The 26,739-nt window shown below is 28.2% G+C and carries 26 protein-coding genes and 2 rRNA genes; 27 read left to right on the forward strand and 1 reads right to left on the reverse strand.

Annotated elements, in window-relative coordinates:
- The 15 genes from ACRCZX_RS02965 to rpsR form a co-directional block, all read left to right on the forward strand.
- A 23S ribosomal RNA gene (locus tag ACRCZX_RS02965) occupies window positions 1–99 on the forward strand; the annotation flags it as partial.
- 59 nt (window positions 100–158) lie between these two features.
- A 5S ribosomal RNA gene (gene rrf, locus ACRCZX_RS02970) occupies window positions 159–275 on the forward strand.
- A gap of 34 nt (window positions 276–309) precedes the next feature.
- On the forward strand, window positions 310–1,200 hold the full coding sequence (locus ACRCZX_RS02975; protein WP_438581455.1) for a YegS/Rv2252/BmrU family lipid kinase: 891 nt from the start codon (window positions 310–312) through the stop codon (window positions 1,198–1,200).
- A gap of 68 nt (window positions 1,201–1,268) precedes the next feature.
- Window positions 1,269–2,558, forward strand: a complete 1,290-nt coding sequence (locus tag ACRCZX_RS02980; RefSeq protein ID WP_438581456.1) for a UDP-N-acetylmuramoyl-tripeptide--D-alanyl-D-alanine ligase — start codon at window positions 1,269–1,271, stop codon at window positions 2,556–2,558.
- A 16-nt stretch (window positions 2,559–2,574) separates the two neighbouring features.
- A complete protein-coding gene (mraY, locus tag ACRCZX_RS02985; protein WP_438581457.1) occupies window positions 2,575–3,663 on the forward strand; it encodes a phospho-N-acetylmuramoyl-pentapeptide-transferase in 1,089 nt (362 codons plus the stop codon).
- 58 nt (window positions 3,664–3,721) lie between these two features.
- Complete coding sequence (murD, locus tag ACRCZX_RS02990) at window positions 3,722–5,035, forward strand: UDP-N-acetylmuramoyl-L-alanine--D-glutamate ligase (RefSeq protein WP_438581458.1); 1,314 nt, start codon at window positions 3,722–3,724, stop codon at window positions 5,033–5,035.
- Between the two features lie 10 nt (window positions 5,036–5,045).
- Window positions 5,046–6,122 (forward strand): undecaprenyldiphospho-muramoylpentapeptide beta-N-acetylglucosaminyltransferase, encoded by a 1,077-nt coding sequence (gene murG / locus ACRCZX_RS02995; protein WP_438581459.1) that lies wholly within the window; start codon window positions 5,046–5,048, stop codon window positions 6,120–6,122.
- A complete protein-coding gene (gene murC / locus ACRCZX_RS03000) occupies window positions 6,123–7,472 on the forward strand; it encodes a UDP-N-acetylmuramate--L-alanine ligase (RefSeq protein WP_438581460.1) in 1,350 nt (449 codons plus the stop codon).
- Window positions 7,459–8,301, forward strand: coding sequence for a UDP-N-acetylmuramate dehydrogenase (gene murB, locus ACRCZX_RS03005; RefSeq protein WP_438581461.1), 843 nt, complete (start codon window positions 7,459–7,461; stop codon window positions 8,299–8,301). Before murC ends, murB begins: the two co-directional genes overlap by 14 nt.
- Before the next feature lie 11 nt (window positions 8,302–8,312).
- Window positions 8,313–9,176: a D-alanine--D-alanine ligase gene (locus tag ACRCZX_RS03010; RefSeq protein ID WP_438581462.1), complete on the forward strand. Its 864-nt coding sequence runs from the start codon at window positions 8,313–8,315 to the stop codon at window positions 9,174–9,176.
- 30 nt (window positions 9,177–9,206) lie between these two features.
- Window positions 9,207–9,899: a cell division protein FtsQ/DivIB gene (locus ACRCZX_RS03015; protein WP_438581463.1), complete on the forward strand. Its 693-nt coding sequence runs from the start codon at window positions 9,207–9,209 to the stop codon at window positions 9,897–9,899.
- Window positions 9,889–11,202: a cell division protein FtsA gene (gene ftsA, locus ACRCZX_RS03020; protein WP_438581464.1), complete on the forward strand. Its 1,314-nt coding sequence runs from the start codon at window positions 9,889–9,891 to the stop codon at window positions 11,200–11,202. Before ACRCZX_RS03015 ends, ftsA begins: the two co-directional genes overlap by 11 nt.
- A gap of 18 nt (window positions 11,203–11,220) precedes the next feature.
- On the forward strand, window positions 11,221–12,285 hold the full coding sequence (gene ftsZ / locus ACRCZX_RS03025) for a cell division protein FtsZ (RefSeq protein ID WP_438581465.1): 1,065 nt from the start codon (window positions 11,221–11,223) through the stop codon (window positions 12,283–12,285).
- 115 nt (window positions 12,286–12,400) lie between these two features.
- Window positions 12,401–12,685: a 30S ribosomal protein S6 gene (rpsF, locus tag ACRCZX_RS03030; protein WP_438581466.1), complete on the forward strand. Its 285-nt coding sequence runs from the start codon at window positions 12,401–12,403 to the stop codon at window positions 12,683–12,685.
- A 45-nt stretch (window positions 12,686–12,730) separates the two neighbouring features.
- On the forward strand, window positions 12,731–12,949 hold the full coding sequence (gene rpsR / locus ACRCZX_RS03035) for a 30S ribosomal protein S18 (protein WP_297404642.1): 219 nt from the start codon (window positions 12,731–12,733) through the stop codon (window positions 12,947–12,949).
- Between the two features lie 186 nt (window positions 12,950–13,135).
- On the opposite strand, the gene rpmB is transcribed toward rpsR, so the two are convergent.
- Entirely contained in the window at window positions 13,136–13,393 is a 258-nt protein-coding gene (rpmB, locus tag ACRCZX_RS03040; RefSeq protein ID WP_438581467.1) for a 50S ribosomal protein L28, read from the reverse strand.
- 158 nt (window positions 13,394–13,551) lie between these two features.
- On the opposite strand from rpmB, the gene ACRCZX_RS03045 reads away from it, so the two are divergent.
- The 12 genes from ACRCZX_RS03045 (at window position 13,552) to hemB (ending at window position 26,738) form a co-directional block, all read left to right on the forward strand.
- Window positions 13,552–15,891 carry an endonuclease MutS2 gene (locus tag ACRCZX_RS03045; protein ID WP_438581468.1) on the forward strand — a complete coding sequence of 780 codons (2,340 nt, stop codon included), beginning with the start codon at window positions 13,552–13,554 and terminating at the stop codon, window positions 15,889–15,891.
- On the forward strand, window positions 15,867–16,550 hold the full coding sequence (ispD, locus tag ACRCZX_RS03050; protein ID WP_438581469.1) for a 2-C-methyl-D-erythritol 4-phosphate cytidylyltransferase: 684 nt from the start codon (window positions 15,867–15,869) through the stop codon (window positions 16,548–16,550). Before ACRCZX_RS03045 ends, ispD begins: the two co-directional genes overlap by 25 nt.
- Window positions 16,551–16,567: 17 nt before the next feature.
- On the forward strand, window positions 16,568–17,392 hold the full coding sequence (locus ACRCZX_RS03055) for a nitrilase-related carbon-nitrogen hydrolase (protein ID WP_438581470.1): 825 nt from the start codon (window positions 16,568–16,570) through the stop codon (window positions 17,390–17,392).
- 19 nt (window positions 17,393–17,411) lie between these two features.
- Window positions 17,412–18,482 (forward strand): hypothetical protein, encoded by a 1,071-nt coding sequence (locus ACRCZX_RS03060; protein ID WP_438581471.1) that lies wholly within the window; start codon window positions 17,412–17,414, stop codon window positions 18,480–18,482.
- Between the two features lie 10 nt (window positions 18,483–18,492).
- On the forward strand, window positions 18,493–19,917 hold the full coding sequence (cysS, locus tag ACRCZX_RS03065) for a cysteine--tRNA ligase (protein WP_438581472.1): 1,425 nt from the start codon (window positions 18,493–18,495) through the stop codon (window positions 19,915–19,917).
- Window positions 19,905–20,276, forward strand: a complete 372-nt coding sequence (locus ACRCZX_RS03070) for a Mini-ribonuclease 3 (RefSeq protein ID WP_438581473.1) — start codon at window positions 19,905–19,907, stop codon at window positions 20,274–20,276. The genes cysS and ACRCZX_RS03070 overlap by 13 nt, the downstream gene beginning before the upstream one ends.
- A gap of 13 nt (window positions 20,277–20,289) precedes the next feature.
- The gene (locus tag ACRCZX_RS03075; RefSeq protein ID WP_438581474.1) at window positions 20,290–21,324 is read left to right on the forward strand and encodes a rod shape-determining protein; all 1,035 of its coding nucleotides are present in this window, start codon (window positions 20,290–20,292) and stop codon (window positions 21,322–21,324) included.
- Window positions 21,324–22,238, forward strand: coding sequence for an ATPase (locus ACRCZX_RS03080; RefSeq protein ID WP_438581475.1), 915 nt, complete (start codon window positions 21,324–21,326; stop codon window positions 22,236–22,238). The genes ACRCZX_RS03075 and ACRCZX_RS03080 overlap by 1 nt, the downstream gene beginning before the upstream one ends.
- 164 nt (window positions 22,239–22,402) lie before the next feature.
- Window positions 22,403–23,398, forward strand: coding sequence for a glutamyl-tRNA reductase (gene hemA / locus ACRCZX_RS03085; protein WP_438581476.1), 996 nt, complete (start codon window positions 22,403–22,405; stop codon window positions 23,396–23,398).
- Window positions 23,398–24,297, forward strand: a complete 900-nt coding sequence (gene hemC, locus ACRCZX_RS03090) for a hydroxymethylbilane synthase (RefSeq protein WP_438581477.1) — start codon at window positions 23,398–23,400, stop codon at window positions 24,295–24,297. The genes hemA and hemC overlap by 1 nt, the downstream gene beginning before the upstream one ends.
- Entirely contained in the window at window positions 24,290–25,774 is a 1,485-nt protein-coding gene (cobA, locus tag ACRCZX_RS03095; protein WP_438581478.1) for a uroporphyrinogen-III C-methyltransferase, read from the forward strand. Before hemC ends, cobA begins: the two co-directional genes overlap by 8 nt.
- Complete coding sequence (hemB, locus tag ACRCZX_RS03100; protein ID WP_438581479.1) at window positions 25,767–26,738, forward strand: porphobilinogen synthase; 972 nt, start codon at window positions 25,767–25,769, stop codon at window positions 26,736–26,738. The genes cobA and hemB overlap by 8 nt, the downstream gene beginning before the upstream one ends.
- The last annotated feature ends 1 nt before the right edge of the window (window position 26,739 follow it).

Below are 26,739 nucleotides of genomic sequence, written 5' to 3' on the forward strand. Positions count from 1 at the left end.
CTTTAAGATACCTTCGAGACTAGGAGGTTGATAGGTTGGGGGTGTAAGAACTGCGAAGTTTTTAGCTGACCAATACTAATATATCGAAGTTTTAACCTTAATATACTACTATATAGTTTCAAGTGTTCAAGAAACACATGAATGACAAAAAAATATTGATTGGCAACGATAGCTATGGAGGTACACCCAGTAACATTTCGAACCTGGAAGTTAAGCCCATAAACGCTGAAAGTACTTGGGGGGCAGCCCCCTGGGAGGATAGGAAGTTGCCAATCTTTTTTTTATACCCAAATTTATTCAGGAGGTTATATGCTAGAACAAAAAAGAGTGAAATTAATATATAATCCTATTTCGGGTGGTGGAAAAATATTAAAAGAACTAGACAAAATATTTTCAATATATCAAGAACATGGTTATATTGTTGATATATTTAGGGTATCTAGCAACTCTAACAAAGAAGATATTCTGAAAGATATAGAAAAATATAATCATTTTTTAATATCAGGAGGAGATGGAACTGTAAATAGTTTTGTCAATCTATTAAAAAAAAATGGAAAAGATTTACCAATAGCTATATTACCCACTGGAACAGCAAATGATTTTGCAAATGTAATTGGAATGCCGAAAGATATAGAAAAAGCATGTAGAAAAATACTATCAACAGAAGTGAAAGCTATTGATTTAGGAAAAATTAATGATGATTATTTCATAAACATAGTAAGTATTGGTATTTTTTCAAAAATATCTCAAACTACAGACAGAACAATGATAAAAACATTAGGGAAATTAGCTTATGTATTAAATGGAATAAAAGAGATGACCAAAATAAAAAAAATGAAAGTTATTATAGAGAGTGATGAATATACAGCATTAACAGATGTTCTATCAATTTTAATCTTTAATGGAAAAAGTGCTGGAAATTTTGAATTAGCCTATAATGCAAAATTAGATGATGGTTACTTTGATGTATTAGCTTTAAAACCAGATTTTTTGATAGATGTACCAGAAATTAGTGCAGCATTAGCAACAAAAACTCATTTGGAAAAGAAAATTCATTCGGTAAAATATTTTAAAACTAAATCTATAAAAATAGTTGGAATTGAAAATTATTCAACAGATATAGACGGTGAAAAAGGACCTAATTTACCAATAGAGATTAGCTGTATACACAAAGGCTTAAAAATATTAGGGATAAGTTAAAAAGGATTTGAAAAAAGTACTGAAAAAATGGTAAAATATAGAACTGAAATTAAAAAGGGGATATAATATTGAAAACATTTAATAAAGTTCTAAAAGATTATTTAGAAGATCTAAAAATAATTATCTCAAAAGAAATTTCTATAGAGAATATAGAAATGGATAGCAAAAAAGTTGGCAAAAAATCGCTATTTATAGCTATAAATAATGGGAATCATTATATACAAGAAGCACTTGATAAAGGTGCAGAAATAGTTATTTGTGACAGAGAAGTATCTGAGCTAAGTGATAACAGGGTTATAAAAGTAAAAAAAAGTATAGGCTTTTTACAAGAGTTAGCAAAAAGATATAGAAAAAAATTAAATTTAAAAGTGATTGCAATAACAGGAAGTGAAGGAAAAACAACAACAAAAGATTTTATTCATGGTGTTTTATCTAAAAAATATAAAACAAAAAAAACTTTAGGAAATTACAATAATCATATAGGTCTTCCTTTTACAATTTTACAATTAAAAGATGGTGATGAGATAGCAGTTTTAGAAATGGGAATGAGTAACTTAGGAGAAATAGATTTATTATCTCAGATAGCTAAACCAGACTATGCTGTTATAACAAATATAGGAGATTCTCATTTAGAATATTTACAAAATAGAGAAAATGTATTTAAAGCTAAGACAGAACTTTTAAAGTATGTTGAAATTGATAAAGTATTACTTTTCGGAGATGATCCTTATTTTAAGAATATAGAAGGTTTAAAAATAGGATTTCATAAAGAAAACAAGTATATAATTAAAGATGTAAAAGAAGTTTTTGAAGGAGTTTATTTTAATTTGAATGAAAAGTCTTATTTTATATCTCTAAACGGGTTGTATAATACTATAAATGCTTCTTTTGGAATTGTTTTAGGAGAAATTTTTAATATATCTTATTCTGAAATAAAGGAATCTTTAGAAAAAATAAAAATAACTTCAATGAGATTTGAAAAAATAGAAAAAAATAATGTTTTATATATAAATGATGCTTATAATGCAAGTCCAGTTTCAATGAAAATGGCACTTAAAGCTTTTTCAACGCTGCCATTAGAGAAGAAAAAAATAGTGGTGTTAGCAGATGCTCTTGAACTAGGGGAAAAAGAGATAGAGTATCATAAAGATATATTAGAAGACGCTTTAAAATATGATTTTTATAAAATATTTATTTATGGCGAGAGAATGAAAAAAGCTTTGGATATATTAAAAAATTCTAGAATAGTTTACTTTGTTGAAAAAAGTGAAATTAAAAAAGAAATATCTAAGTTATCTAATATAACAGTTTTGTTAAAAGGATCTAGAGGAATGAGATTAGAAGAAATAATCATATAACTAAAGGAGTAGAGGGATGCTATATTTATTGGCAGAGTATTTTCCATTATTAGAGGGGATTAAATCTATATATTTAAGAAGCTTTTTAGGGTTTATACTAGCGTTTTTAATTGTTTTATTGGTGGGGAAACCATTTATACAGTTTTTAAAGGTAAAAAAGTTTGGAGAGTCAATAAGAGAAGAGGGACCAGTAAGTCACTTTTCAAAAAAAGGAACTCCTACAATGGGTGGAATTCTTATAATATTAGGAACATTATTAACATCAGTTTTAATAGGAGATTTATCAAATAAATTTTTAATACTGATGTTTATTATAACTATATTGTTTAGTAGTATAGGATTTATAGATGATTATAAAAAATTTACAGTAAATAAAAAAGGATTGTCAGGAAAGAAAAAACTAATGGGACAATGTTTTATAGCATTAGTAACTTGGTATTTTATAAAATATTTAGGCTTAACAGGAAATAAGATTTTAGATTTATCTGTAGTTAATCCAATACTATCAAATAGTAATTTATACTTAGGTGGTGGATTAATGTTATTATTTATAGCATTAGTTTTAATGGGAACTTCAAATGCAGTAAATATAACGGATGGGCTAGATGGCCTTGCAATAATGCCAGTAATAATAGCAGCGACTATATTAGGAATAATAGCATATTTTACAGGGCACATAGAGCTGAGTAATCACCTACATCTACATTATATAGCTGGAATAGGAGAGCTTTCAGTGTTTCTTTCATCTCTAATAGGAGCTGGATTAGGATTTCTTTGGTATAACTTCTATCCTGCTCAAATATTCATGGGAGATACAGGCTCGTTGACTTTAGGAGGAATACTAGGAGTTGTAGCAATCCTTTTAAAGCAAGAATTACTATTACCAGTAATAGGAGGAGTATTTGTTTTAGAAGCAGTGTCAGTTATTCTTCAAGTTGGTTCTTTTAAACTGAGAGGAAAAAGAATATTTAGAATGGCACCTATTCATCATCACTTTGAATTAGCAGGACTACCTGAAACAAAAGTAACAATGAGGTTCTGGATTGTAGCGCTACTTTTAGGTATGTTAGCTTTAGGAATAGTAAGATTAAAAGGAATACTATAATAAGACCACAGTGATTTTCACTGTGGTTTTTGTCGTTTAAAAATAAGGAGGGATTAGATTGAAAAAAGCGATAGTTTTTGGAGCTGGAATAAGTGGAAGAGGATCACGAAAAACTTTGGAAAAAATGGGATATAAAGTTTTTTTAGTTGATGATAAAATTGGAATATCTTCAGAAAAAGGAATTGAGATATTAAATAATGATAAAATTGGACTTTTTATAAAAAGTCCAGGGACACCTTACACACATCTAGTAGAAAGAGCTATAGAGCTAGATATAGAAGTTTTAGATGATATTGAGCTTGGATATAGATACAAAATATCCAATGGCATTAAAGGTAAGATAATAGCCACAACAGGAACAAATGGAAAAACTACAGTTACTTCTAAAATATCTGAACTTTTAGAAGTAGCAGGATTCAAAAGTAAAGTTTGTGGAAATATTGGGTTTTCATTTAGTGAAACTATATTAGAAAATCCAGACTTGGATTTTTATGTATTAGAAGCAAGTTCTTATCAATTAGAGAATATAAAACAGTTTAAAGCTGATATAGCTTTAGTAGTAAATTTAAGTCCAGATCATCTTTCAAGATACAGAGATTTAGATCATTATTATGACACAAAGTTTAAAATAGGAAATAATCAAAAGGAAAATGATTATTTTATAGTAAATACTTCTTGTAGTGAGGTTTTAAAGAGGTTAGATGAAATTTCAGGAACAAAAATTTTTATAGGAACAGCCTTGAGTAATTTTGAAGAAAAAACTTACTTAAAAGAAGAACAAATTATTTCTGAAGATGAATTTATTTTAGAAACAAGCTTAGCTTCTTTGAAAGGAAGACATAATTTAGAAAATATGTTGTTTATAATAACTGTGGGTAAAATTTTAAATATATCTACAGAGATAATAAGAGAATTTTTATATTCTACAAAAAATTTGGAACATAGAATGGAAAATTGTTTTAACTATGGAAAAGTTGAATTTGTAAATGATTCAAAAGGAACAAATATAGATTCTACAAAATTTGCAGTAGAAGCTTTTAAAAATCCAATTTTAATCTGTGGAGGATTTGATAAGAATTTAAATTTAGCTCCTTTAGAAGAACTTATCAAAAAAAATGTAAAAGAAGTCTATTTAATTGGGGAAATTTCTGATAAAATTGAAGAAGGATTAATGAAAATTAATTATCCAAAAGATAGAATATTTAATCTTAAATATTTAGATAGTGTTTTAAAAGAATTAAAATTTAAATTGAAAAAAAATGAGAAAGAAACGGTACTTTTTTCACCAGCAACTTCTAGCTTTGATCAATTTAAAAATTTTGAAGAAAGAGGAAGGATTTTTAAAGAGTTAGTAAAAAGTTATTTTAGTTAGGAGAATAAATATGACAAAAAAAATAATTATAACAACAGGTGGAACAGGTGGGCACATCTATCCAGCTTTAGCAGTAGGAAAAAAACTTATAGATAGAGGAATGGATGTTCTTTTTGTAGGAAGCTTAAGCAGAATGGAAAAAGATATAGTTCCAGCTGAAGGATTTAGATTTTCTGGAATAGATATAAATCCTTTTCAAAATTTCAGAAAAATATTATCAAATATAAACTCTTTTATACAAGCTTTTAAAATTGTAAAAAAAGAAAAAGCAGAGATAATAATAGGGTTTGGTAATTATATATCAATTCCAGTTCTTTTTGCAGGCTTAATTTTGGGAAAAAAAATATATTTACAAGAACAAAATGTTGATTTAGGTATGGCGAATAGACTTTTTTATAAAATAGCAAAAAAATGTTTCTTAGCTTTTGATACAACTTATGAAGAGATATCGATAAAAGATCAACATAAATTTTTAGTAACGGGAAATCCTCTAAGAGATGATATATATGCGATGAATAAAGAAGTTGAAAGAGAAAGATTAAAAATAGGAAAAGATGAAAAAGTACTGCTTATAACAGGAGGAAGCTTGGGGGCTAAATCTTTAAATGAAGCAGTTATTAAAAAATTAAAAGATATATATAAAGACAAAACTATTAGAATTTATTGGGCTACTGGAGATAAAAATTTCAATGAAATAAATGAAAAATTAGTAGATCAGCAAATAAAAATGAGTGATATAATAAAACCTTATTTTAATAATATGATAAATATTATGGCAGCGGCAGATTTAGTTGTTTGTAGAGCTGGAGCACTTACAGTTTCAGAAATAATTCAGCTAGAAAAACCATCAATATTAATACCTTACAATTCAATTAAAGTAGGGCAGTATCAAAACGCTAAAATTATATCAGATAATGAAGCTGCTCTTTTATATAGTGATAGCAAAGCTGATGAGGCTATTGAAAAAGCTTTGGAGCTTATAAAGAATGATGAAGAGTTAAGTAAAATGAGTAAAAAAGCAAAAAATCTAAAAAAAAGTAATGCAGCTGAAAAAATTGTTGAATGCTTAGACATATGGAGGGGTTAAATGGAAAAAATATATTTTATTGGAATAAATGGTATAGGAATGAGTGGATTAGCAAAGATAATGAAGCTAAAAGGCTATGATGTTTATGGTGCTGATTTATCTAGAAATTATATTACAGAAGAATTAGAAAATCTAGGAATAAAAATATACTCAGAACATTTAGCTCAAAATATTTTTGATGTAGATTTAGTTGTAGCATCAAGTGCTATAAAATTAGATAATCCAGAAATGAGTAAAGCAAAAGAGTTAGGAATAAAGATTATCAAAAGAGGAGAGTTATTATCGATTCTTATGAATAAAGAGAAAGGCATAGCAGTAGCAGGAACTCATGGCAAAACAACAACGAGTTCAATGTTAGGGTCGGTACTTTTAGATATAGATCCAACTATAGTTGTTGGAGGAATTCTTCCAGAGATAGGTTCTAATGCTAGATGTGGAAAATCAGATATTTTCGTTGCAGAAGCAGATGAAAGTGATAATTCGTTTTTACATCTAACACCAGAAATTTCAATAATTACAAATATTGAAGCAGATCATTTGGAAAATCATGGTTCTTTAGAAAATATAAAAAAATCTTTTAAACAATTTATGGATCAAACAAAAAAAATGATTTTAGTTTGTGATGATTGTCCTGAAACTCTTGAAATGATAAAAAACAGAAAAAATATAAAAACATATAGTATAAAAAGTGAAAAATCAGATATAATAGCAACAGATATAAGAATTGAAGACTTTAAAACAAAATTTAAAGTAACAATAGATGGTGAAATATTTGGAGAATTTGAATTATCAATACCAGGAAATCATAATATTCAGAATGCACTGCCAGTAATATATCTAGCTAAAATTTATGGTATACCTAAAGAGGTAATAGCAGATAAATTGTTAAAGTTTAAAGGTGCTAAAAGAAGATATGATATACTTCACAGTGACAAAATAAGAATAATTGATGACTATGCTCATCACCCAACAGAAATAAAAGCTACTATTCAAGGTGCAAAAACGATCGAAAAAAATAAAACGATAGCTATTTTTCAACCACATAGATATAGCCGTGTTAATTTTTTACTAAATGATTTTAAAGATAGTTTTGAAGGAGTAGATGAAGTTATACTTATGCCTGTTTATAGTGCGGGAGAAAAAAATGAGTTCGGTGTAACTTTAGAAAAACTAAAAGATAAAATAGGACATAAACATTGTACAATTATTAAAGAAAATGAAGAGATAGAAAGAATGGTTCAAACAGAAAAAGGATTAGCAACATTCTTATTTATGGGAGCAGGAAATATTTCAAATCTAGCTCATACAATAGCAGATAATATAGGGAGAGCAAGAAATGAAGTTATATAAAAATCATATAATGAAAGAGCATTCAAATATGAAAATAGGTGGAGTTGCTAAAGAATTTATAGAAATAGAAAACAGAAAAGAGTTGTTAAGTGTATTAAAAGAAAAAGAAAAGATATTCATATTAGGAAATGGAACAAATACACTAATAAATGATGGATATTTAGATACAACATTTATCTCTCTTAAACATATAGATTATATAGATGATAAAGGAGAGGGAGTTGTAGAAGTTGGTGCGGGATTAGATTTTTCAGAACTTGTAGATTATATGGGTACGAAAGATTACTCTGGTTTAGAAAACCTAGCTGGAATACCAGGAACTGTTGGTGGGCTTGTTTTCATGAACGGTGGGGCTCATGGAACTGAAATATTTGATAAGATTATATCTGTTGAAATTATTGATGAAAAAAAAGAACTTAGAAAAATAGATAAAGAAAATTTAAAATTTTCTTATAGAGTAACAGAAATAAAAGAAAAAAAATGGGTTGTAGTAAGTGCAACATTTAAATTTGATAAAGGTTATTTAGGTGAAGTTGTAGAGAGATACAAATTAAAAAGAAGTGAGAATCACCCTTTAAATATACCTAATTTAGGAAGCACATTTAAAAATCCAGAAGGATATTTTTCTGCTAGACTTATAATAGAATCAGGACTTCAAGGTGAAATGGTTGGAGGAGCCCAAATTTCAACTGTTCATCCTAACTTTGTAGTAAATAAATGTAATGCTAAATTCTCAGATATATTAAATATAATTGAAAAGGTAAAGAGTGAAGTAAAAGAAAAAACAGGAATAGAATTAGAAGAAGAGATTATAATCGTAAGAAACTAGGAGGAGAAAAAGTGAAAATAGCAGTTATCATGGGTGGAATTACATCTGAAAGAGAGATTTCTTTGAAAAGTGGAGCAGCAATACTAAATAGTTTAATATCACAAGGTTATGATGCATATAAAATAGATCTAACAGAGAAAAACTTAGTTTCAGCATTTGTAGAAAATGATTATGATTTAGCATATTTAGCTTTACATGGTGAATATGGAGAAGATGGAAGAGTTCAATCTATTTTAGATATGTTAGGAAAAAAATACACAGGATCTGGAGTAACAGGAAGTGCAGTTGCAATGAATAAAATATTAACAAAAGTAATAGCTAAAGACTTAGGAATAAGAATAGCTAAATCTTTTTCTAATGTTAATGAGATAGAAAGCTATCCAGTGGTAATAAAGCCTGCAAAAGAAGGTTCAAGTGTAGGTTTGTATATTTGTAATACAAGAGAAGAAGCAATAAGTGCATATGAAACTTTAAAAGATAAAGAGCCTTTAATAGAAGAGTTTATAAAAGGAGAAGAGTTAACAGCAGGAATTTTAAATGGTGAAAAATTAGGAGTAGTTAGAATAAAGCCAAAATCAGGATTATATGACTATGAATCAAAGTATACAGTTGGAAAAACAGAGTATGAATGTCCAGCACAAATAGATGCAGTGTCATATGAAGAAGCTTTAGAAGCAGCAAAAAAAATTCATGAAAAATTAGGATTAAAAGGAATCACAAGAAGTGATTTTATATTAAAAGATGGAAAAGCTTACTTCTTAGAAGTTAATACTTGCCCTGGAATGACAGAAACAAGTTTAGCTCCTAAATTAGCAACACTAAAGGGTTATTCATTCGACAATTTAACTAAGATTCTTGTTGAAACTTCTAAATAATAAAATATATGAAATAACAGGGAGAGATTCTTGAAAAAAACATTTAAAATTGCTATAATATTGGCACTGAGTTTTATTATAATTCAGGTTGAGAAAGACTTTAAAAATCGAGATTTTTTTAATATTTCAAAAGTTCAGATTAGTGAAGTTTCACCAACTCTTAAATCAGATTTAGAAAAAATTAAAATTGAAATTCTTGGAAAAAATATTAATGATTTAGATTTAAAAGGATTGGAAAAGAAATTATTAAAAGATATTCGTATAAAAAAAGTAACAGTATCTAAACAAAATTTAAATGAAGTTATAATTGATGTAACAGAAAAAGAAAGTAATTATTATGCTCAGTACAAATCAAGAATATATACTATGAATGGAGAAGGCATAATTTTTGGAAAGCTAGAAGAATATCCTAAAAAAAGTATGCCAATTCTTGTTGTAGGAGTTGATAAAGAAAAAAATAAACTGTTAGAGATATTGGTGAAATTAAAAGAGTTAGATTTAAAGGATGAAATTTCACAATTGTATTTTCAAAGTGAAGATTTGATATATATAATTTTGAGAGATGGAACTAAAATAAAAACAGAATCACATGTTTCAAAAAGTAAATATGAAATAACAACAAATCTATATAAAGAGCTTTTAAAAACAAAAGAATTAGATTATATAGATATAAGATTTGAAGATATAGTAGTAAAAGAGAAGGAGGGGAAAAGTGCGAGATAATATTACAAAATTAGCTTTAGATGTTGGGAATGGAAAAATAAAATTTATCTTGGGAGAACTTAGTACAGAGGGATTAAAGTTAAGAGTTTTAGATTACCTAGAAATACAAAGTGAAGGCATAAAAAGATCTATTGTTGAAGACCCAGAACTTTTAAGTATCAGTATAGCAAAGGGGATAAAAGAATTAAAACAAAGGAATGGAAGAGAGTTTGAAAAAGTATCTTTGGGTATTAGTAGTGATAGAATAATATCGAAGACAGATCATGGATGTATTGAATTTGATGAAAAAGAGATAACTTCTCAAGACATGGACAATTTAATAGATTTAGTAAGAGCGAGAATTCTAAATAATGATGAGGTTGTAATAGAGCAAGAAGCCTATAATGTTAGAGTTAATAGTTCTGGAATTTTAAAAAGTCCAATTGGTCAAATCGGTAAAAGTATTCAAGGAGATGTTCATTTAGTAACAATAAAAAAAGAAGTATTAAATCCATTACTAGAAGTTATTATTAGTGCTGGTTTAGAAGTAGAAGATATATTTTTAAATGCTTCAGCTTCAGCAAAATCGACTTTAGAACCTGAAGATAGACAAATGGGGGTTGCTTTAATTGATATAGGTGAAGGTGTTACAGATATAGCTATTTATAAAAATGATAAAATAATTTATACAAAATCATTATCAATAGGTGGAATGCATTTTGTAAATGATTTAAGTTATCTTTTGAAAATACCTAAAAAAGAAGCAAAAGAAATTTTAGAGAAATTAAGAGAAAAAAAACCATATAGTGATGTCATAAAAACAGAAAACGGAGAGTATCCATTAAGTGAAATAAAAGAGATAATAGATGCTCGAACAGGAGATTTAATCGATTTTATTTCGAAGACAATTGAAGAATCAGGTTTTAATGGATATCTAGGAAAAGGTTTAGCATTTACTGGCGGAGCAGTTTCAATAGATGAAATTTTTAGTAAAGTTGGAAGTAGAATGGAGTGCGCAGTTAGGAAAGTAAATCCTTTTCCAATGAGAGGTTTAGAAAATGTGAATCCTTCTATGTCAACAGTAATAGGAATTTTGTTAACAAAATTAGAGGCAGAATTTAAAAAGAAAAACATGTCAAAAGATGAATTTTCAGAACAAGAAGAGATAGTTCAGAAAAAAAATGAGGAAGAGGTTGTAGAGTTCCCAACTATTGTTGACGATAGTTTTAATCAAGAAGATTTTGAAGAAAATAATTTTGAGCAAGAACCAGTTACGGGTGGGTTTTTAGAAAAAGCAAGAAAATGGATATCTAACTTTATATAATAAGGAGCTGTATGAAAAATGTTTAATAATGAATGTGAAGTAAAAATAAAAGTAATTGGAGCAGGTGGAGCGGGGGGAAATGCTATAAATGATATGATTGCAGCTGGAGTAACAGGTGTAGAATATATCGCAGCAAATACAGACGCTCAAGATTTAAATAACTCTTTAGCAGATATAAGAATTCAACTAGGAGAAAAACTGACAAGAGGTTTAGGAGCTGGAGCAGATCCAGAAGTCGGAAAGCAAGCAGCAGAAGAAGATGTTGATAAATTAAGAAACTTATTAGAAGAAACAGATATGTTATTTATAACAGCTGGTATGGGTGGTGGAACAGGAACAGGTTCTGCTCCAGTTATCGCTAAAATAGCAAAAGAGATGGGAGTTTTAACAATAGGTATAGTTACAAGACCGTTTTCTTTCGAAGGAAGAAAAAGAAAAACTAATGCTGAGATAGGTTTATCTAACTTAGAGAAGCATGTAGATTCATTAGTTATAATACCAAATGACAAATTATTTGAATTGCCAGAAAAAACAATAACTCTTCAAAATGCTTTTAAAGAAGCAAATAATATCTTGAAAATAGGAATAAAAGGTATTGCTGATTTAATGATAGGTAGAGGATTAATCAACTTAGACTTTGCAGATATCAAAGCAACTATGCAGAATTCAGGAGTAGCTGTTTTAGGATTTGGAGAGGGAGAAGGAGAGAATAGAGTAACTAAAGCTTCAGAAAAAGCTTTATCATCTCCACTTTTAGAAAAGTCTATTATGGGTGCAAGCAAAGTTTTAATAAACATTGCAGGATCTTCAAATTTAGGTCTTATGGAAGCACAAGCTATAGCTAATATAGTTAAAGAAGCAGCTGGAAAAACAGCTGAAGATATTATGTTTGGTATTACTGCCGATGAATCTTACGGCGATAGAATTCAAGTTACAATTATTGCTAATAGTTTTGGTGATGAACAAGAAAAAACTGAATCTTTTATAAATGTAGAAAAGAAACAAGAGATTCCAAAAGTAGAGGAGACAGCGGAAGTTAGAGATGAATTAGATCTTCCACCTTGGATTAGAGCAAGTAGATAAGAGTAATATCAGCAAAAAAAGCTTGTAAAAGTATTTATTGTATGCTAAAATAAATAAAACCCTGCTCGAAATCACAATGTATTTTGGGCTAAAACCATAGGGAGGAGGTAATAAAATGAAAAAGTATGAATTAATGTTCATAATCAATCCAACTATATTAGAGGAAGGAAAAGAAACTGTAATAGCTAAAGTTAACACTATTTTAACAAATGCTGGAGCAACTATTCTTAAATCTGAGAAATGGGGAGAGAGAAAGCTTGCTTATCCAATCGATAAGAAGAAAACAGGATTCTACGTACTAACTACTTTAGAGATGGACGGTACTAAGTTAACTGAGGTTGAGTCAAAGCTTAACATAACTGAAGAAGTTATGAGATACATGGTAGTTAAGAACGACTAATCGCATTAAAAAAAACGTTTATTCTCAAATAAGGAGGTTATTAGAATGGCAGAATTCAGAAGAAGAAGAGCTAAGTTAAGAGTTAAAGCTGAAGAAATCGATTACAAAAATGTAGATCTATTAAAGAGATTCATTTCAGATAAAGGAAGAATCAATCCTTCTAGAGTAACAGGAGCTAACGCTAAGTTACAAAGAAAGATAGCTAAAGCTATTAAAAGAGCTAGAAACATTGCACTTGTTCCATATACAAGAGTAGAAAAGTAAAATTAATGAGACTAAAGATTTATCTTTGGTCTCTTTTTCTTTTTTTGTAAAAAAAGAGTTGTCAGCTAAATAGAAAAGGAGACTGCTATATCCAATGATACAGAAATCTCCTATTATTTAACTATTTAGTTACAAAAATAAAAAAAAGACAGGCTTTTTATTTAAAGCTGTCTTTTTTTATAAGCATTATTTGCTTAATACTTTTTGAAGTCTAGGACTTAAATTATCAGCATTAGCTTTAAGGATTTGCATAACTTCAACTTCGTTTGCAGCCTTTAAAGATTTTAAAGTTTTTGTACAAACTTTAACTTTAACAACAACACCATTGATAACAATTTTAGTTGTTTGAAGGTTAGGTCTCCAAATTCTTCCAGTTACTCTATGAGAGTGAGAGATTTGGTTTCCAAAAGTTATTCCTTTTCCAGTAATTTCACATCTTTGCATTCTATTACACCTCGCTTTCGTTATAACATGCAAATAATTATACCATTATAAAAATAAAATATCAAGGTATTTTTTAAATTATTTCGAATAGTTTATAAAAGACATTAAATATGATATAATAGATAGATAAAATATATATAGAAAAGGTGATGCGTAGAATGAATAATCATAGCTATAGAGTATTAGAGTTTAATAAATTAAGAGAAGAGTTATCACATTATATAACTATTGAAGAAAATCAAGAAAAGATAATAAAATTAGAACCGTTTAAAGATATAAATTCACTAAAAAAAGAACTTGAAATTGTAAATGATTTTATGGATTTTTTAAAGTTTGATGGTGGATTTGAAGCAACAGGAATGAAAGACCTGACTAATATAACAAAAAAATCACAGCTTTTAGGAATGTATTTAGAGACTGAAGATTTGTGGTCATTAAATATAAATTTAAGAATTTTCAGAATTTTTAAGGGAAGATTAGAGACTTTGGAAAAATATAAGAGTCTTAGAGGAAAGTTTATGGCTATTCCAACACTTAAAAATATTGAGGATTTAATAAATAAAGCTGTAGATCCTGAAAAAAATATAAAAGATGATGCTTCAATTGAATTGAGAGAATTAAGGTTCCAAAAGAAAAATATGATTGGAACTATAAAAAGAAAGTTTGAAGAGTTATTTACAAATCCAACTTATGCTAAAGCTATTCAAGATAAAATAGTAACGACTAGAGATGGAAGAAGCGTAATACCTATTAAAACTGATTTTAAAGGTCTTGTTAAAGGTATTGAGCATGATAGATCGTCAAGTGGATCAACTGTGTTTATAGAACCTATATCAATCGTTTCTTTAAATAATAAAATGAGAGAGTTAGAAGTTAGAGAAAGAGAAGAGATTAGAAAAATACTTTTAAGATTAACAGATCAAGTGAGATTACATACTCCAACAGTCAATGAAATTGGAAGTTCACTTATGTATCTAGATATACTAAATGGAAAATCACAATATGGTATAGAAAAAAAATGTAATATACCTGAAATAAATAACAAAGAGATGCTATCTTTAGTAAATGCGAGACATCCATTTATAAATCCAACATCAGTTGTACCTTTAACTTTTGAAATTGGAAAAGATTATAATACATTGTTAATAACAGGACCAAACACTGGTGGAAAAACAGTTGCTTTAAAAACAGCGGGATTATTAACATTGATGACATTATCAGGAATACCAATTCCAGCTTCAGAAAAAACAAGTATAGGATTTTTTGGAGGAGTTTATGCTGATATTGGAGACGAGCAGAGTATAGAGCAATCTCTATCATCTTTCTCAGCTCACTTGAAAAACATTCAAGATATTTTAAATTCAGTTACAAAAGCTTCGTTAGTTTTATTAGATGAATTAGGATCAGGAACAGACCCAATGGAAGGATCTGCTTTTGCGATGGCAGTAATTGATTACTTGAAAGATAAAAAATGTAAGTCATTAATAACAACTCATTATAGTGAGGTTAAAGCATATGGATATAATGAAGTAGATATAGAAACAGCATCAATGGAGTTTAATGTAGAAACATTATCACCAACTTATAGACTATTGATTGGTGTACCTGGAGAAAGTAATGCGTTAACAATTGCAAAAAGATTAGGTGTATCCGATGTAATTATAGATAAGGCTAAAAGTTATATTAGTGATGAAGATAAAAAAGTAGAAAGAATGATATCAAATATAAAGGATAAATCTTTAGAATTGGAAGCGATGCAAATTGAAGTACAAGAGTTAAGAGTTCAAGTTCAAAAAGATAAAGATGAGTATGAAGAGAAACTAAGAGTTTTAGAAAAAGAAAAAAACAAAATATTAAAAGAAGCTTATGAAAAAGCAGAATTAATGATGAGAGATATGCAAAATAAAGCAGCAGCATTAGTTACTAAAATTCAAAAAGAAGATAAAACTAAAGAAGAGATGAAGGATGTTCAAAAGAAATTAAATATGTTAAGAACTTCTTTACAAGAAGAGAAAAATGAAAATGTAGAAGTAAAGCCAAAAGTTGCTAGAAAAATTGAGTATAAAGTTGGAGATAGAATATTTGTAATTAGCTTAAACCAATATGCTATTGTAAATAAAATAAATTTAAATAAAGAAACTCTAAATATTCAAGCGGGAATATTAAAATTAGAAGTGTTGATGGATGATGTTAAACCTGTTGTTGAGTCGAAGAAAAAAGAGTATAGACCAATAAATACTCACATAAAAACAAGAGTAAAAAATGAAGTTGATTTAAGAGGTAAACTTGTAGATGAAGGTATTTATGAGTTAGAAACATATATGGATAGAGCTCTTATGAATGGGTATACAGAAATATATGTTATACATGGAAAAGGTACAGGTGCTTTAAGAACAGGAATTATTGAATTTTTAAAAACATCTGGTTATGTAAAAAACTTTAGAGCAGGTGGGCATAACGAAGGAGGAATAGGATGTACTGTGGTGACTTTAAGATAACACTGATACTTGCAGCAGCAGGAGTAGGAAAGAGAATGAACTTGGGTTATCCAAAACAGTTCTTAGAAATTTCAGGAAAACCATTGTTTATTCAAACCTTAGAAGTAGCTCAAAATAGTACTCTAATCAAAGATATCATAGTTGTAACAGGAGAAGATTCCATAAGTTTTGTGGAAGATTCTTGTGAAAAATATAATATTTCTAAAGTCAAAAAAATTGTAAAAGGTGGAAGTGAAAGACAGTATTCTATTGGAAATGCATTGGAATATTGTGATGATAATTGTATAATAGGAATACAAGACAGTGTAAGACCTTTTTTAAAAGAAAAATACTTTAATGAAAGCCTGGAATTGTTAACTTTGGATAAAAAAATAGATGGAGTTGTTATTGGAGTTCCATTAAAAGATACTATAAAAAAAATAGATTTAAATGGAATGGTTGTAGAAACTCCTAAAAGAGATGAGTACATAGTTATACATACACCACAAATTTTTAGAAGTGAAATTTTAAAAAGAGCTTATAAAAAAGCAAAAGAGGATATGTTTTTAGGAACAGATGACTCTTCATTAGTAGAAAGAGTTGACGGAAAAATTAAAGTCATTATAGGTGACTATGATAATATAAAAATTACAACGGTTGAGGACTTAAAGTTTCTTTAATCTAAAAGGAGAGAGAGATGAATATTTTTTTAGCTCAAACAAAACCAGTATTAGGAAATACAGAGAAAAATTTGTATGAGATGGTAAAAGTTATTGAAAAAGAGATAGAAAAAGGAACAGAATTAGTTCTATTCCCAGAGTTATCTTTAACAGGATATTTACTAGAAGATATGGTATACGATGTTGCTATTAGCAAAGTACCAGAAATATTAATTGAGTTATCTAAAAAGATTTCTATTATTTTTGGAGCTGTAGAGTTAGCAGATGATTTATTTCACTATAATTCTGCTTTTTATTTAGAAGATGGAGAGTTAAAGCACATTCATAGAAAAGTATATCTTCCAACATATGGTCTTTTTGATGAGGGAAGATATTTTAAAGAGGGCAATAGTATTAGAGCTTTTGATACAAAGTTTGGTAGAGTTGGAATGTTAATATGTGAAGATGTATTCCATCAGAGTAGTTCTTATATATTAGCTCAAGATGGAGCACATATTATTTTTACAATAGTTAATAGTCCTACAAGATTATCTAACAGAGGCTTAGGAATATCGGATATTTGGGAATCAATATGTAAAACAATATCAGTTAGTAATAGTTGTTTTACAGTGATGGTTAATAGAGTTGGAGTAGAAGACGGAGTAAATTTCTGGGGTGGAAGTTTTGCAATTAGTCCTTCAGGAGATATGATAAAAAAATTAGATTATTTTAAAGAAGTTGGAGAAAATATTCTAATTGATAAAAAAGAAATTGTAAAAGTTAGATTTTCATCGGGATCGTGTAAAAATGAAAAAATAGATTTAGTACTGAATGAATTAGAAAGAATAAAAAAAAGTAGATAAGTTTATAAAAGGAGTACCGATGAAGAAAAGTTTGAAGATAGCTTTAGGAATTGGCTGTACGTTGTCAATTATGGCAAGTGTTTTTTATACATCAAAAGAAAATCCAAGAGTTTATTTAAATAATAGAATAAATTTAGCATATGTAAATGAAGAAATAAATAATAAAAAGTTTGATAATGTTTTGAATGTTTTAAATAAATCAGAATTTAAAGTGGATTTAAAAATAGAAGAAAGTTTAAAATATATAAAAGGAATATATATTTTATCAGATAGTAGTTTTATATCGGACAAAAAAACATGCGTAGGGATAGTAGATTTTGGGTATATATATCCTTTCATAAAATTTAAAATGGAAAAATATTTTGATAAAATAGATGATATGTATTCTTTGAAAGAAGAGTATAAAAATAAATATACAAATGGAAATTCTTTATATTTAAAAATAGAAAAAGGTAACTTTATAATAGCTACTAGACAAAAAGATGTAGAGAAAGTTGTTAAAAGTGAAAAGTATTTAAGTCAAAATATTTTAAAAATATTAGAAAAAGAAAAAAAGAGTAATTTAGGAATGTTGATTTTGAATTTGGGAAAGAATCCATTAGGAGGATTCAATGAACTAGTTTTAACAGGAGATGTAAATACTAAAAATGAAATGATGTTAACAACTAATATTGGTGGAAAAAATGATATTATAGAAAGTTTTAATAAAATTGAAGAAGATGGATTAGATGGAGAGAGAATTCTTCAAAAAAATGAACTTTATTTAAGAAGTTCAAAAGATGCTGAGTTAAGATCATTTTTATTTTTCTTAAATTATTTCTTTAAAAATAGTATCATTGAAAATATATCTTCAAAAATAAAGATAAACACTCCCAAAAAAGACCCAACTGTAGAAAACCTTTCAAAGAAAGAAGTTATAAATACAAAATTTGAAAAAACTCAATTTGTATATGGACATCTTGATTTTAAAATAAAAGAAAAAATGATAGGGCAAATTGAGATAAAAGGATTAGCAGAAATTAACCGATTAAAAATAGAAACAATATTAAATGAAACAACAATAATAAATTTATTAAAGACGGCTAAATAGGAGGCAGAAAATGATAAAAATATATAATACATTAAAAGGTGAACTAGAAGAGTTTAAACCTTTAAAAGAGGGAGAGGTTTCTATGTATGTTTGTGGTCCTACGGTTTATAACTACATCCATATAGGAAATGCAAGACCTGCAATATTTTTTGATACAGTAAGAAGATATTTCGAATTTAGAGGTTATAAGGTTAAATATGTTCAAAATTTCACAGATGTTGATGATAAAATGATAAAAAAAGCTAATGAAGAGGGAGTAACTCTTCAAGATATAGCTAAAAAATATATAGATGCTTATTTCGAAGATACAGCAAAAGTAAATTTAAAAGAAGAAGGTATGATAAGACCAAAAGCAACTGAGCATATAGGTGATATGATAAAAATCATAAAAACTCTAATAGAAAAAAATCATGCATATGAATCAAAAGGTGATGTATACTTTGATATAAATAGTTATAAAAAAGAATATGGAGAGTTATCTGGACAAAGTATTGATGATTTAAAGAGTGGGGCGAGAATAGATGTTTCTGAAATAAAAAAAGATCCATTGGATTTTGCTTTATGGAAAGCAGCTAAAGAGGGAGAACCTTTCTGGAATTCACCTTGGGGTAAAGGAAGACCTGGTTGGCATATAGAATGTTCTGCAATGTCAAATAAATTCTTAGGACCAACTTTTGATATTCATGGTGGAGGTCAAGATTTAATATTCCCACATCATGAAAATGAAATTGCTCAATCAAAGTGTGGAACAGGTGGAGAATTTGCGAGATATTGGATACACAATGGCTATATAAATATAAAAGGTGAAAAAATGTCAAAATCTTTAGGTAACTTCTTTCTTTTAAGGGAAGTATTAGAACAATTTGAAGGAAGAGTTGTAAGGTTTTTTATACTAAGTTCGCACTATAGAAAACCAATTGATTTTTCTGACAATGAGTTAATTCAAAGTAAAGCAGGATTAGAAAGAATTGAAAATGCATTATCTAGAGCAAAAGAAAAGTTAGAAACAAAACCTTTTGAGACAGGGACAGATTTATCTGAATTAAAAGAGGTTTTAGAAAATTCAAAAGAAAAGTTTATAAAGTGTTTAGATGAGGATTTCAATACAGCAGGTGGTATTGGAGCGATATTTGAGCTTGTAAAAGAGTTAAATAAAGCTTTAGAAGATGAAAATATATCTAAAGTTGGATTTAAAGTAATTGAATTAACAATTGATTATATAAAATCTGTAATGGAAGAAGTTTTTGGAGTCTTATTAAAAGTAGAGGTTCAAGTAGGAAATATGACAACAGAACTAATTGAATTTTTATTAGAATTAAGAAGAGAAGCAAGAGATAATAAAGATTGGGATTTTTCTGATAAAGTAAGAGATAGACTTTTAGAAATGAAAATAAAAATAAAAGATGGAAAGGAAAAAACAACATGGTCAATTTAGATGTGCGTGAAGCAAACGGATTAATTTTAGCATATTTAGGAGATTCTGTATGGGAACTTTCAATTCGAACTTATTATATAAATAAAGGGTATAATATTAAAAATTTAAATAGACTTGTAAAAGAACATGTAAATGCTCAAGCACAAAGTAAGTATTTAAAAAATATAATTGGCGATTTAGATGAGGAAAAATTATTACTAGTAAACAGATCAAAAAATAGTAATATAAAAACATTTCCAAAATCTTGTAGTGTTATGGAATATAAGGAAGCAACAGCTTTTGAAGCTCTTATAGGAGCACTATACACAGAAGGAAAACTAGAAGAAATAAAAAATATAGTACAAAAAAACTTAGGGTAAGGAGTGATAGTAAGTGGGATTCAAATTTAGACTACCTGGATTTAGCAGAAGTATTGGAATAGATTTAGGAACAGCAAACACATTAGTATACAGTAAAAAACATGGAAAAATAATATTAAATGAACCATCTGTTGTTGCGGTAGAAAGAGAAAGTAGAAAAGTTTTAGCTGTTGGAAATGAAGCTAAGGACATGTTAGGAAAAACACCTGACTCAATAGTTGCAGTAAAACCTTTAAGCGAAGGAGTTATAGCAGATTATGATATAACAGAAGCTATGATCAAGTACTTTATAAAAAAAGTATTTGGAAAATACTCTCTATTTATGCCAGAAGTTATGATTTGTGTTCCAATTGATGTTACTGGAGTAGAAAAAAGAGCTGTTTTAGAAGCAACATTATCTGCAGGAGCAAAGAGGGCTTATCTGATAGAAGAAGCAAGAGCAGCAGCATTAGGATCAGGAATAGATATTTCAGCTCCAGAAGGAAATATGATAGTTGATATCGGTGGTGGATCTACAGATGTAGCTGTAATTTCATTAGGAGGAACAGTTGTAAGTAAAACAATAAGAACTGCAGGAAATAATTTTGATAATGACATAATAAAGTATATAAAAAAAACACATACTTTATTAATTGGAGACAAAACAGCTGAAAGTATAAAAATGCAAATTGGAACAGCGATTCCAATGGTAGAAGAAGAAACGATGACCATAAAAGGAAGAGACTTAATAACAGGTTTACCTAAATCTGTAACAGTAGGTTCAGAAGAGATTAGAGAAGCTATAATGGATTCTTTAATGGAGATTGTAACTTGTGTAAAAGATGTATTAGAAAAAACACCTCCTGAATTAGCGGCAGATATAATAGATAGAGGAATAGTAATGGCTGGTGGTGGGTCTTTAATTAGAAATTTCCCAGAATTAATATCAAAACATACTTCTTTAAATGTAAGATTAGCTGATTCTCCATTAGAAAGTGTCGTTAGAGGAGCAGGAATGGCTTTAGATCAAATCTCTATACTTAGAAAGATTGAAAAGGCTGAAAGATAGTGTTTAGAGATTTAAATTCGAATACAAAAGCTATTGATTTTTTACAAAAAGAGTTAATTTTTGGAAGAGAAGCAGGAACATATCTATTTTATGGTGCAGATAGAGAACTATTAAAAAAGTTTGCAAAAGCTCTTGGTAAAAGTTTGAATTGTAGTAACTATATAGATGACTTTTGTGGAAAGTGTGAAAGCTGTATAAGAATAGAAAGCGAAACTCATGCAGATTTAGAAATCTTAGACGATATAACAGGAATTAAAATAGAAAAAATAAGAGAGTTAGCATATAAAGATTCAACAACTTCTTATGAAGGTAAAAAACGAATATATATAATAAGAGATATTGAGAAACTTAGAAAAGAATCTGCAAATGCTCTTTTGAAATTAATAGAAGAACCAAATGTAGGTAGTTTTTTTATACTACTTTCAACTGGATTAAATATATTACCAACAATAAAATCAAGATCTATTTTACTGAAGTTTATTCAAGAGACCTCAGAAGAGGTAGGAGTTTCAAAAGATGAATATGACTTCTTTTTAGGTAATTCGAAAGAGATAGAATACTACAAAAATACAAACATAGATTTAAATGAAGGATGCTCATTCGAAAGAATAGGTCAAAGTATAAAAGAGTGGCAAGATACAAAAGAATTTTTATATAAAATTGAAATATATAAATCAATAAGAGATTTTATAAATACAAAAGATTATTTAACTCTGATAGATAAAATTTATTTTGTAGATGAAATAATGTCGAATACTTTGGATAGAGAGTTAGTAAAAGAGATAATAAGTTATACTCTCGGAATATTAAAAAATAGAAATAAAAATTTAGAAAAATTATTAGAGATAAAAAATATGGCAAGAGTATCTGTAAATTTTAAAAACATACTGATAATTTTTTATACAAACATTTAAGAGAGTGATTTTTTGTCACTCTCTTTCATTTATATCATTTATTGATACTAAATTGAACTATTATTCAAAATTAATATAGTTTTATATAAAATATACTTAAAATTATTAGAAAAAAGTATTATAATAATAGATATAATAAAAAAATATTAAAAGAGGTAGTCTAAATGTATTTTAAAAATTTTATTGTCTTTGGAATTACACATAAAAATTTAAGTTTATGCCAAAGGGAAAATTTTATACAAAATAATCCAACTTCTATGGTTGAAAAACTTTTTGAAGAGAGGAAGATTGCAGGGTATGTAAATTTATCTACATGTTTAAGAGTTGAGTATTATTTAGATTTAGATAAGAAATACTCAATAGAAGAGTTTAAAAAAGATATGGGATTAGAAAATATTTTTATAAAACAAGGACATGATGCTGTAAATTACTTGTTTAGAGTTACTTGTGGATTTGAATCTGTAATAAAAGGTGAAGATCAAATTTTAGCTCAAATAAAAAAAGCTCAATTAACGAGTATGGAAAATAAGATATCTAGTTCAAATATGAATGTTATTTTTAATAAAGCAATAGAATTAGGAAAAAAATTCAGAAATAAAAGTAAAATATGTCATAATGCACTTTCTTTAGAAGCTATTTCTTTAAAGTTTATAAAAAATAGAGTCCCTGATTTAAAAAATAAAAGGATTCTTATACTGGGAATGGGTGATTTAGCTCGAGACATAATGGAACTTTTAACAAAAGAAGAATATGATACTTTAACTATTACAAATAGAAGCTATCATAAAGCTTTAGAATTTAGTAATATATATAATGCTGATGTAATCAGTTTTGAAAACAAATTAGAAGAAGCTGCTAAAAGTGATATAATAATATCTGCTACATCAGCTCCGCATGCTATTATAAAGGAAGATGAAATATCATCGATGTTAAATCCAGAAAAAGAATATGTATTTTTAGATTTAGCAGTTCCTAGAGATATAGAACAAAGTCTAAATAACTTTAAGAATATTAATCTGTATAATATAGATGATGTTTGGGGAGTTTATTATGAAAACTTAGAGAACAGAGAAAACATTTTAACAAAATATGAGTACATGATTAATGAACAAATGATAAATTTAAAAAAATGGTTTGAATACAAAGAGGGGATTGCATAATGAAAAAGAAAATAGTAATTGGAAGTAGAGGAAGTATATTAGCTTTAGCTCAAAGTAAAATGATAAAAGGAAGATTAGAAGAACAATTTCCAGAATTAGAATTTGAAATAAAAGTTATAGTTACAAGTGGAGATAAGGATTTGGTAAGCAACTGGGATAATAGTGATAAATCATTGAAAAGTTTTTTTACAAAAGAGATAGAATTTGAATTGTTAGAAGGTACGATTGACTTAGCTGTTCATTCAATGAAAGATATGCCGATAGTATCTCCAATCGGATTAATATGTGGAGCTACTCCAGATAGAGAAGATAATAGAGATGTTCTTGTTTCTAAAAACGGTGAAATATTAATGGAACTTCCAAAAGGAGCAATTGTAGGAACAAGCTCTTTAAGAAGAACTATGGGAATAAAAACAGTAAGACCAGATTTAGTAATTAAGCAATTAAGAGGAAATATTCATACAAGACTTAGAAAATTAGAAGAGGAACAATATGATGCTATTCTTTTAGCTGCAGCGGGACTTAAAAGAGTTGGATTAGGAGATAGAATAACAGAAGAGTTGAATTATGACTTGATGATGCCAGCCCCAGCTCAAGGAGCTTTACACATCCAATGTAGAGAGAATGATGATTTTATAAAAAACATTTTACAGAGTATACACAATCCAGAAATTGAAGAGATTGTAAATATTGAAAGAGAATTTTCTAAAATATTTGATGGAGGATGTCATACTCCAATGGGATGTACTGGAGAGAGAATAGGAGATAAAATATCTTTAAAAGGTGTATACTGTCATAACGATATTATGTATAAAGCTGAAGTTCTAGAAAATAGAAGTTTAGGAAAAAAAATTGCTCATAAATTAGCTCTTGAGATAAAGGAGAAGATAAATGGTTAATCAAAAAATAGGAAAAGTTTATATAATAGGAGCAGGATGTGGAAATATAGATCTTTTAACATTAAAAGGAAAAAGATGTATAGAGTCAGCAGATTGTATAGTTTACGATAGATTAATAGATCCAAAAGTTTTGAAATTAGCTAAAAAATCAGCTGAGATGATATATTTAGGAAAAGGAAATACTGAAGGTGGAGTTATTCAAGATGAAATAAACAAAATATTAGCTTCTAAAGCTCTAGAGGGAAAAATAGTAGCTAGAGTAAAAGGTGGAGATCCTTTTGTTTTTGGTAGAGGTGGAGAAGAGATTGAAGAAATAGTAAAACACTCAATACCATTTGAAATAGTACCAGGTATAAGTTCGTCGATAGCAGTTCCAGAATATGCTGGAATTCCAGTTACTCACAGGGGTATTGCAAGATCTTTCCATGTTTTCACAGGTCATACTATGGAAAATGGAGAGTGGCATGACTTTTCAACAATAGCTAAATTAGATGGAACACTTGTCTTTTTAATGGGAATCAAAAATTTAGACTTGATAACTGGTGATTTAATAAAAAATGGTAAAAATCCAAAAACACCAGTTGCAGTAATAGAAAAAGGAACAAGTGAGAATCAAAGAGTAACTGTTGGTACTTTAGAGGATATAGTTCAAAAAGCGAAAGAGGATAAAATTGTTCCGCCTGCAATAACTATAATTGGTGATGTTGTAAAAATGAGAGATACATTTAAATGGTTTGAAAATCAACCTCTTTCAGGAAAAAAAGTTCTTGTAACGAGAGATGAAAAGCAAGCAGCTGAATTCTCTGAAAAATTAAGAATAAAAGGAGCGACAGTAAGGGAGTTGCCTTTTATAAAAATAGAAGATGCTTCGAATTTTGATGAATCTGAATTAAAGAACTTTAGTGCACTTTTATTTAATTCATCAAATGGAGTTAAATATTTTATGAAGAACATAAAAGATGTAAGATGCTTAGGTCATCTTAAAATAGGAGTTGTAGGTGCTAAAACAGATGAACTTTTAAGAGAATATAAAATAATTCCTGATTTTATTCCTGAAAAATACATGGGATCAGAGCTAGCAAAAGAAGTTGTTCATTTTACAAAAGAAAATGATAAAGTACTTTTTGTAACTTCAGATATTTCTCCAGCTGACTCTGAAAAATGGAGTGAAGAATACAATAGAGAATTCCAAAAGTTAGTTGTTTATAAAACAGAAAAACATATTCAAGATAAAGAAAAAATTGAAAGTGTTTTAAAAGAAGTTGAGTATATAACGTTTTTAAGCTCTTCAACAGTGGAATCTTTTAATAAAAGTATAAATGGAGATTTAACTCTTTTAAAAGATAAAAAAGTAGTTTCAATAGGACCAGTTACAACAAAAACTTTAATAGAGTTAGGATATAAAGTAGCTTTAGAAGCAAAAGTATTCGATGTGGATGGAGTTATAGATGTAATAGGAGATGAAGTAGATGTTTAATAGAACGAGAAGATTAAGAGTTTCTCAAACTATGAGAAATCTAGTTAAAAATGTAAACTTTTCTTTAGATAATTTAGTATACCCTCTATTTATAGAGGAGGGAGAAAATATAAAAGTTGAAATTTCTTCTATGAAAGGTCAATTTAGAATATCTATAGATAGATTAGAATCAGAGTTAAGAGAGTTGAAAGAGTTAGGAATAAAAGCATTACTTTTATTTGGAATTCCAAAGATGAAGGATTTAGTAGGAAGCGAAGGATATAGTGAAACAGGAATAGTTCAAGAGGCAATCAGATTTATAAAATCTAAATTTCCAGAGTTTTTAATAGTAACAGATGTATGTTTATGTGAGTACACATCACATGGACATTGTGGACTTTTAAAAGGTGAAGAGTTATTAAATGATGAAACATTAAAGCTTCTTCAAAAAGTAGCATTATCTCATGCCAAAGCAGGTGCAGATATAGTTGCTCCATCGGATATGATGGATGGAAGAATAAAAGCTATTAGAGAAATTTTAGATGAAAATGGATTTGTAAATCTACCGATTATGGCTTATAGTGTGAAATATGCATCAGCCTATTATGGACCATTTAGAGAAGCAGCGGATTCTGCTCCATCTTTTGGAGATAGAAAAACATATCAGATGGATTTTAGAAATTCAAAAGACTATTTAATAGAGGTTCAAAACGATATAGAAGAGGGAGCAGATATAATAATGGTAAAACCAGGAATGCCTTATCTAGATATAGTTAAAGGAGTAGCGGATGCTATAAATAATCCAGTGGCTATATATAATGTTAGTGGTGAGTATTCGATGGTAAAGGCTGCAGCTGAGAATGGTTGGATAGATGAAGAAAAAGTTGTTATGGAAAATATGTACTCTATGAGAAGAGCAGGTGCAGATATAATAATTACATATCATGCAAAAGATGTAGCAAAATGGCTAAAAAAAGGAGTTTGAA

This window comes from Cetobacterium sp. (genome assembly GCF_051658645.1).
Classification (GTDB): domain Bacteria; phylum Fusobacteriota; class Fusobacteriia; order Fusobacteriales; family Fusobacteriaceae; genus Cetobacterium_A.

Coding starts and splice junctions, on each gene's coding strand:
- ACRCZX_RS02975 (WP_438581455.1), top strand. CDS start 310: ATGCTAGAACAAAAAAGAGTGAAATTAATATATAATCCTATTTCGGGT.
- mraY (WP_438581457.1), top strand. CDS start 2,575: ATGCTATATTTATTGGCAGAGTATTTTCCATTATTAGAGGGGATTAAA.
- murG (WP_438581459.1), top strand. CDS start 5,046: ATGACAAAAAAAATAATTATAACAACAGGTGGAACAGGTGGGCACATC.
- murC (WP_438581460.1), top strand. CDS start 6,123: ATGGAAAAAATATATTTTATTGGAATAAATGGTATAGGAATGAGTGGA.
- murB (WP_438581461.1), top strand. CDS start 7,459: ATGAAGTTATATAAAAATCATATAATGAAAGAGCATTCAAATATGAAA.
- ftsZ (WP_438581465.1), top strand. CDS start 11,221: ATGTTTAATAATGAATGTGAAGTAAAAATAAAAGTAATTGGAGCAGGT.
- rpsF (WP_438581466.1), top strand. CDS start 12,401: ATGAAAAAGTATGAATTAATGTTCATAATCAATCCAACTATATTAGAG.
- rpsR (WP_297404642.1), top strand. CDS start 12,731: ATGGCAGAATTCAGAAGAAGAAGAGCTAAGTTAAGAGTTAAAGCTGAA.
- rpmB (WP_438581467.1), bottom strand. CDS start 13,393: ATGCAAAGATGTGAAATTACTGGAAAAGGAATAACTTTTGGAAACCAA.
- ACRCZX_RS03045 (WP_438581468.1), top strand. CDS start 13,552: ATGAATAATCATAGCTATAGAGTATTAGAGTTTAATAAATTAAGAGAA.
- ispD (WP_438581469.1), top strand. CDS start 15,867: ATGTACTGTGGTGACTTTAAGATAACACTGATACTTGCAGCAGCAGGA.
- ACRCZX_RS03055 (WP_438581470.1), top strand. CDS start 16,568: ATGAATATTTTTTTAGCTCAAACAAAACCAGTATTAGGAAATACAGAG.
- ACRCZX_RS03060 (WP_438581471.1), top strand. CDS start 17,412: ATGAAGAAAAGTTTGAAGATAGCTTTAGGAATTGGCTGTACGTTGTCA.
- cysS (WP_438581472.1), top strand. CDS start 18,493: ATGATAAAAATATATAATACATTAAAAGGTGAACTAGAAGAGTTTAAA.
- ACRCZX_RS03070 (WP_438581473.1), top strand. CDS start 19,905: ATGGTCAATTTAGATGTGCGTGAAGCAAACGGATTAATTTTAGCATAT.
- hemA (WP_438581476.1), top strand. CDS start 22,403: ATGTATTTTAAAAATTTTATTGTCTTTGGAATTACACATAAAAATTTA.
- hemC (WP_438581477.1), top strand. CDS start 23,398: ATGAAAAAGAAAATAGTAATTGGAAGTAGAGGAAGTATATTAGCTTTA.
- cobA (WP_438581478.1), top strand. CDS start 24,290: ATGGTTAATCAAAAAATAGGAAAAGTTTATATAATAGGAGCAGGATGT.
- hemB (WP_438581479.1), top strand. CDS start 25,767: ATGTTTAATAGAACGAGAAGATTAAGAGTTTCTCAAACTATGAGAAAT.